Origin of the sequence: Escherichia sp. TW14182 (assembly GCF_000208525.1) — a bacterium.
GTDB classification, from domain to species: domain Bacteria; phylum Pseudomonadota; class Gammaproteobacteria; order Enterobacterales; family Enterobacteriaceae; genus Escherichia; species Escherichia ruysiae.
On the sequence record NZ_AEJZ01000454.1, the window covers coordinates 1 to 6,470 of the forward strand.

Genomic DNA, 6,470 nt, shown 5'->3' on the forward strand with positions numbered 1-6,470 from the left:
CTGTGAAGATGAGGTCACCGGAATATTACCATTCACAGGGATACGGAACATGTGCACTGTCACATCACCGTGAACCGTATTAACCCGAAAACATACCGTGCGGCAAGCCTTTATGATGATTACTTCAGACTGCATAAAGCCAGTCGTGAACTGGAGCAGAAATACGGATTTACACCGGATAACGGTTGCTGCCAGAAAGATGAGAACGGGAACTGGATCAGAAAACAGGATGAGTTTAAATCCATTCCCCGTAAGGCCCGTCAGATGGAATACCATGCGGATAAGGAGAGTCTGTACAGCTACGCCGTGGATGAGGCCCGCCACACCATCGGGAAGATACTGCACAGCGGGGAAGCCACCTGGGAGGCGCTGCACACTGAACTGATTCGCCTCGGTCTGGAGCTGAAGGAGAAGGGCGAAGGGCTGGCGGTGTATTCCCGTCATGATGATACGGTCACGCCCATCAAAGCCAGCACGCTGCATCCTGATCTGACGAAACGGGTGCTGGAGCCTTACCTGGGGAAATTCACACCGTCACCGGTAGTGGAAAATTACTTTGATGAAAACGATAACTACCTCGGCAGTAATTATCCGCAGGAGTATGTGTATGACGTGCGTGCACACAAGCGGGACATTGGCGCATCCAGTGCACGCAGGGAGGAACGGGCAGATGCAAGGGAGGCGCTGAAAGCCCGTTATAACGCGTACCGTGCCGGCTGGACCCGACCGGAGATGGATCGTGATGAGATCCGGGAACGTTTTTATCATGTGTCAGGTCAGTTTGCCTGGCGGCGTGCTCAGGTCCGTGCGGAGATCCGCGATCCGTTACTGCGTAAACTGGCTTATAACGTCCTGGCACTGGAGAGACGGCAGGCCATGATAGCCCTGAAGGAGACGCTGCGGGAGGAAAGAAAGGCGTTTTATGCCCGTCCGGAGAACCGGCGAATGGGGTACTGGCAGTGGGTGGAGCAGCAGGCGCTGAATAACGATGCAGCGGCGATTTCCTGTCTGCGCGGACGTTTTTATATGCAGAAGAAGATGCAGCAGGAAAACCGCCTCAGTGAGAACGCGATAGTGTGTGCGGTGGCGGATGATATCCGGCCTTATGAGATAGAGGGGTATCAGACGCAGATAACGCGTGACGGGCGTATCCAGTATTGTCAGGACGGGGAAGTCAAGCTGCAGGATACCGGTGACAGGATAGAAATCGCGGATCCTTACAGTCAGGATGGCCAGCATATTGCCGGCGCGATGGTTCTGGCGGAAGTGAAAAGCGGGGAGAGGATGTATTTTACCGGTGAGCCGCAGTTCGTGAATAAAGCCTGCAGTATCGTACCGTGGTTTAACGAGGGTAGTGAAAAGCCGTTGCCGTTAACAGACAGGGCACAGCGGCAGATGGCGGGGTATGATACAGCACCGGCCAGCCCGCAGAAGGATGAGCCGGAAATTGCCCGGGAGTCGTTGCGCTGGCTGATGGAAGGCGCACCAAAAACCCCGGTGCAGGACGATGTGCGACAACAACAGAAGCATGATTACGTTCATGACGACAATTATTCGTCCCGTTACAGACGGCATTAAGTTAGAGCCATTCGGGCAAATACTGTTTGTCCGGATGCGTAACTTGATGAGATGTGATATTTGATTCATAATCGAATCAAATATCACATCAGGATGCAAAAATATGAGAACTACTGTAACGATCGACGATGTTCTGTACGCACAGGCGCTGGAAATGGCTGATCCGGGTATGGATAAATCAGATATTTTCCGTGAAGCTGTGAAAACGTTTATTCGTGTGCAGGCTGCGAAACGCCTGGCTTCACTTGGTGGAGCTGCCCCGGATATGGAGATAACACCACGCAGGCGTGGAGATGTGGCGGAATGATATTAGTAGATACGTCAGTGTGGGTTGATCATTTTAAAAATAAAAATGATACATTGATTCAGCTATTGCAATCAGACTTTGTTCTTATGCACCCCATGATCCTGGCTGAAATTGCATGTGGTACACCGCCAGCGCCCAGACAGCGAACATTGAGTGATTTAGATTTGTTACCGAAAAGTCATCAGGCCACGATTACTGAAGTTCTGGCGTTCATTGAAAATGAAAAATTATTCGGCCTGGGGTGTGGTCTGGTTGATATAACATTATTAGCATCAACGAGGATTACCCCCGGGGCTAAAATATGGACGCTGGATAAGCGACTGTCACGACTGGCAAAACGCCTGAATGTAGAATATCAGCCTGTACATTGAAAAGCTGTCAGATGAATTTCAGGAGCCCCTGCGGACAACAACAGACGCATGGTTACGTTCATGACAGCAGTTATTCGTCCCGTTACAGGCGGCATTGATTTGTTACAGACAACCGATACATAATGTACCGGTTGGTTAATTAAAAAACAGATATGAACACTATTATGCTCATTCTGCTTTATTAAAAGCGATAACCCACGCCAATATTGAATCCATTAATGGAATAATTATCGCCAAGTTTTGCTCTGGTTCCTTCATATCCGGCATTAATTGTAATATTACTTGTCGGATTAATCATTACCCCGGCAGCATAAGCAAACGATGTGGATTTTTTCGAAATATTTTCTCTGGCGAAATAACCATCAACATTTGTCCATGCTGTTTTACCATCAGCTTTAACATGCGCCACGCCGCCAGTCGCATACAGTGACATGTAATCGTTAATACGCCATACAGGGCCGGTCAGCAGGGAATAATATTTTGCATCAACCTGGTTTTTAATTGAATCGCCATATGAGTGATATTCCTGATTGCCATCCCCCTTCATCCAGGAGAAACTGCCCATAATACTGACCGGGGAATCCCATTCATACCTGTACTGCAGGTTTACCCCTCTGATGTTTTTGAAATCCTGAATTTTACTCTGTGCATAACCGACAGAAAACGAATGGTTGTCAGCCAGCACGGAACCGCTTGCCACTGATAATATGATGGCTGAAAGAACTGACAATTTTTTCATTTTGTTGTCCCCTTATTATTAATGGTTAAGTATTGATTGTCTGTGTACGTTTGTTGTTTTTGTGTTTGAGTTTTGTAAATCACAAAATAACAAAACTTCCTTTATTTTACGTATTTTCCGATAATTAACAAGCATTCCCCCTGAGGTCTGATGCAATTAGTTTAACGCTCAAGATAAACATGACTGAAATAGCGAAGTGATGTGTTGATGTCGCAACCCGTACAGGCGGTATAGCGAGTGGCGGCATCCTGAAAACGGACATTTCCCTGCGTTACGTCGAGCGTCAGTGCCTGCAGAAGAAACTTAACGTTTTTTCTGTGTATTTTCTTTATTTTATTTCTTTCTGCAGGAGATATATTAAAGAAAGTTTTGACGGGCTTTACAGTGAGTGGCCAGACAGAGCAGGATGGTTCCTGAATTATCCGGTAAATAAACTGATGAGTATTATACTCCGGTGGCAGGGTAATGAACCATTGCCGTCTGGTTTTCATATTCAGTGATGATGGTATGCTTAATTCATCTGCTGGTTTAATTAAAATGGACAGTTTCCCTTTTCTGCCCTGAATTAAAATGTTATGAGAGTTAAAACATTTGCCTTCCCTGATGAATACGCAGTCAATATCACCGGTAAGTTTTCTGGCGCAGAACTGCAACTTACAAATATGGTATTCAAATCTTCTTTTATCATTAATCCGCTCATTCATTTTTATACCTTTTCCTTAATATAAGACAGGACGAATCCGTCAGAGCAGATTCGTCCTGTAAGATAATTAACTACGGTTTATATTTGTAACAGATTAACGGCAGGCCGTTTCTTCGTTTTCAAAATTAGCTCTGATCGCTTATACAGGGATGGTTCGGTTATAGTGATGTAAGCTGCACTTTCTGTCATGAAGTCATTAATACGGATATCGGCACTAATCTGTACTTCATCACTGATTCTTTTATTGAATCGTTCCTTATCATATTTTGTCATCATTGTTTTTATCCTCTAATGAATCTTTCATGTTTTCAACACTCTTCCCAACGGTACGCAATATAATTCTGGTCGGGCAATTCTGATTAACAGTTTCCAGCAAACGGTTTAACTCATCATCAGAATAAATTTCTTTAATATTGTTAATATCGGATGCCAGAGTTACAAGTCGGTATGGCGGAGTTACAAATCGGATTTTGCTCATATGTTTACCTCTTTACGGCTTAGGCAATTTAATTTTGTTTACCCAGGTAATGCAGATTTTCAATTGTTCCTAAAACTTCAAAACTATCAGGAGCAACTTTTCGCCAGTGATTTTTTGCATGAGAAGCATAACTTCTGTCCCAGCGGAGAATACGATTGCCATCCTGGATAATACATACCATTCTGTTTTTTGATATGCGTAATGATTTTGTGACTTTTGCAAAGTCATTATCTGAAAGTGCTTCAATAGTGGAATTATTCAGATTAATTATCCTTTCATGCCCACTATTTGATACAACAAGTATTTTTATCATCATCGTCGTCGCCATTGTCATTTTGGATGATGTTAATCATAAATCACCTCAGAGTTGCGAAAGTAATTATCTGTATGTGTGTTTATAGATGTCGCAAGATGTAAATTAAGACCTTACGACATCATGTTTCAGTTCAGAAAAGCATTAGCGACAGGCGTAATAACCACTCGGCCCGGACAGTTCACTGACCACGCCCTGTGGCAGATAAAATGCCCGGTAATAGGTTTTGCCATTCCGCACTACGGTGGTGCTACTGTACAGCCAGTTGCTGGCCAGTGATGTCCAGCCCGGATATTTCTGGAGTTCCCCCCACTCACTGATAATTCCGCTCAACTGACTTTCGGTTGCAACGCCTGCATTCAGTGCTTTACAGGTATGGATGGCAGAGCCGGGAACATCGATGTTGAGAAAACCGCTTTCCATTGCACTCTGCGCAAACCAGTTGCTGCCCATATTCAGGGTCACGGTCTGTCCGTCTGCATCCGTACCTGTCAGGATGACGCCTGCCGGATTGCTTTTCACGGTCATGACATTGCCACTGATGCTCACCGCCGGAGAGGAGGCGGTCCAGGTGACCGTGCCGGCGGTATTCTCCGTATCGATGCGGAATTTCGCGCCCGGCCAGGTGTTGTCGGGGACATGCTTACCAAAGTTCTGACCATCTGCGCCGGTGGCATCGATGCCGGTGACGCTGCTGACCGTCAGGGCAGGCATGACCGTGATGACGGGAGCTGTGTACTGCTGACCATACGCGTCAGCGGTAATGGTGGCCGTTCCGGGCGTGGTACTTTCCCATGTCGTGGTGGCACGGCCCTGTGCATCTGTGGTGCCCTGTGTCTGCCAGAGGTTGCCACTGTCAGCATGCCAGTCCACGCGTTCGCCACTGACAGGGTTGCCTGCGGCATCCGTCAGCGTCAGGGTGACCGTCTGCCTGCTTCCCGGATAAACACGCTCTTTTTCAACCGTGATGACACCACGGACGGTACGGGTGAAGGTGACAGACTGTGCGCTGATTTGTTTACCGTCCACGGTGGCATTAACCACGGCCTGTCCGGCCTGTGTGCTGGTCAGCGTCACAGTGGCTTCGCCCTGTGCACTGGTTGTGCCCTGCAGGGTCGAAAGTGTGCCCAGATCGGTGCTCCACTGCACGGCCTTATCCTTCACGGGCTGACCTGCCGCGTCACGCACGTCCAGGGTGTACGTGATGGCGTCGTTTCCGTCTGCCACAGCGGTGGTCCTGCCGGCCTGCAGGGTGAGATACAACTGCTGCGTGAAACTGACGCGGGGTGCACTTACTGTGGTGGTCGTACCGTTCAGGGAAAGCGATACCTGTGCAGTACCGGCCTGTGTACTGGTCAGGGTGGCAGAGGCGGCACCGGCGGCATTTGTCACTGCATCCTGCTGTGTGAACTGCCCGTTGTCCGTGTGCCAGGTGACAGTCTGCCCGGCGACCGGAATGCCGGCGGCATCCCGGATGACAGCGGTCAGAATAATACCGTCCTGACCGTCGGCAACGGCGGAGGTTTTGTTCACCACAATGGCGGAATCCAGGCGGGTTTCAAACGTCACCGGAGAGGCACTGATGGTGGTGCCGTCCACGGAGGCATTCACCACCGCCTGTCCGGCACGGGTGCTGGTCAGTTGCACAGACAGCTGGCCGTTCTGGTCGGTGGTGCCCTGTGTCCTGCTCAGTTGCCCGGCTGTGGTGGTGAATGTGACGTTTTTCCCTGAAAGGGGCTTACCGTCAGTAGTTTTCAGCGTCAGGGTGTAGCTGACAGCCTCCTGACCATCGGCCCGCGCCTGAGTACGGTCAGCCAGCAGTTCTCCCTGCATGGTGGCAACGAAGGTCACATCAGCCGCTTTTGCCGTCTGGTTACGGGTGGTGGCCGTAACCCGGATAATACCGGCAGTCTGGCTGGTCAGGGTGGCTGTGGCCACACCGTCAGCGTTCATCGATAGGAATTAAAACCCCAAAAAGATT

General features: G+C 48.7%; 8 protein-coding genes. 3 read left to right on the forward strand and 5 right to left on the reverse strand.

What is annotated here, in order from left to right:
* The first annotated feature begins 30 nt into the window (after window positions 1-30).
* The 3 genes from traI (at window position 31) to EQY_RS0123120 (ending at window position 2,256) form a co-directional block, all read left to right on the forward strand.
* Window positions 31-1,578 carry a TraI/MobA(P) family conjugative relaxase gene (gene traI, locus EQY_RS0123110; protein ID WP_301022088.1) on the forward strand — a complete coding sequence of 516 codons (1,548 nt, stop codon included), beginning with the start codon at window positions 31-33 and terminating at the stop codon, window positions 1,576-1,578.
* A gap of 103 nt (window positions 1,579-1,681) precedes the next feature.
* Complete coding sequence (locus EQY_RS0123115) at window positions 1,682-1,885, forward strand: type II toxin-antitoxin system VapB family antitoxin (RefSeq protein WP_001261050.1); 204 nt, start codon at window positions 1,682-1,684, stop codon at window positions 1,883-1,885.
* Window positions 1,882-2,256: a type II toxin-antitoxin system VapC family toxin gene (locus EQY_RS0123120; RefSeq protein ID WP_000604347.1), complete on the forward strand. Its 375-nt coding sequence runs from the start codon at window positions 1,882-1,884 to the stop codon at window positions 2,254-2,256. Before EQY_RS0123115 ends, EQY_RS0123120 begins: the two co-directional genes overlap by 4 nt.
* Before the next feature lie 181 nt (window positions 2,257-2,437).
* On the opposite strand, the gene EQY_RS0123125 is transcribed toward EQY_RS0123120, so the two are convergent.
* The 5 genes from EQY_RS0123125 to EQY_RS0123145 all read right to left on the reverse strand — a co-directional run bounded on the left by EQY_RS0123125 (window position 2,438) and on the right by EQY_RS0123145 (window position 6,427).
* Window positions 2,438-2,995: an Ail/Lom family outer membrane beta-barrel protein gene (locus EQY_RS0123125; protein ID WP_000736771.1), complete on the reverse strand. Its 558-nt coding sequence runs from the start codon at window positions 2,993-2,995 to the stop codon at window positions 2,438-2,440.
* A gap of 161 nt (window positions 2,996-3,156) precedes the next feature.
* Entirely contained in the window at window positions 3,157-3,699 is a 543-nt protein-coding gene (locus EQY_RS0123130; RefSeq protein ID WP_001005722.1) for a hypothetical protein, read from the reverse strand.
* A 258-nt stretch (window positions 3,700-3,957) separates the two neighbouring features.
* Window positions 3,958-4,176, reverse strand: coding sequence for a hypothetical protein (locus EQY_RS0123140; RefSeq protein ID WP_000036323.1), 219 nt, complete (start codon window positions 4,174-4,176; stop codon window positions 3,958-3,960).
* Window positions 4,177-4,204: 28 nt separating this feature from the next.
* A complete protein-coding gene (locus EQY_RS25360) occupies window positions 4,205-4,492 on the reverse strand; it encodes a type IV pilus biogenesis protein PilI (RefSeq protein ID WP_071988008.1) in 288 nt (95 codons plus the stop codon).
* A gap of 141 nt (window positions 4,493-4,633) precedes the next feature.
* On the reverse strand, window positions 4,634-6,427 hold the full coding sequence (locus EQY_RS0123145) for an Ig-like domain-containing protein (protein WP_237712295.1): 1,794 nt from the start codon (window positions 6,425-6,427) through the stop codon (window positions 4,634-4,636).
* Between the last annotated feature and the right edge of the window lie 43 nt (window positions 6,428-6,470).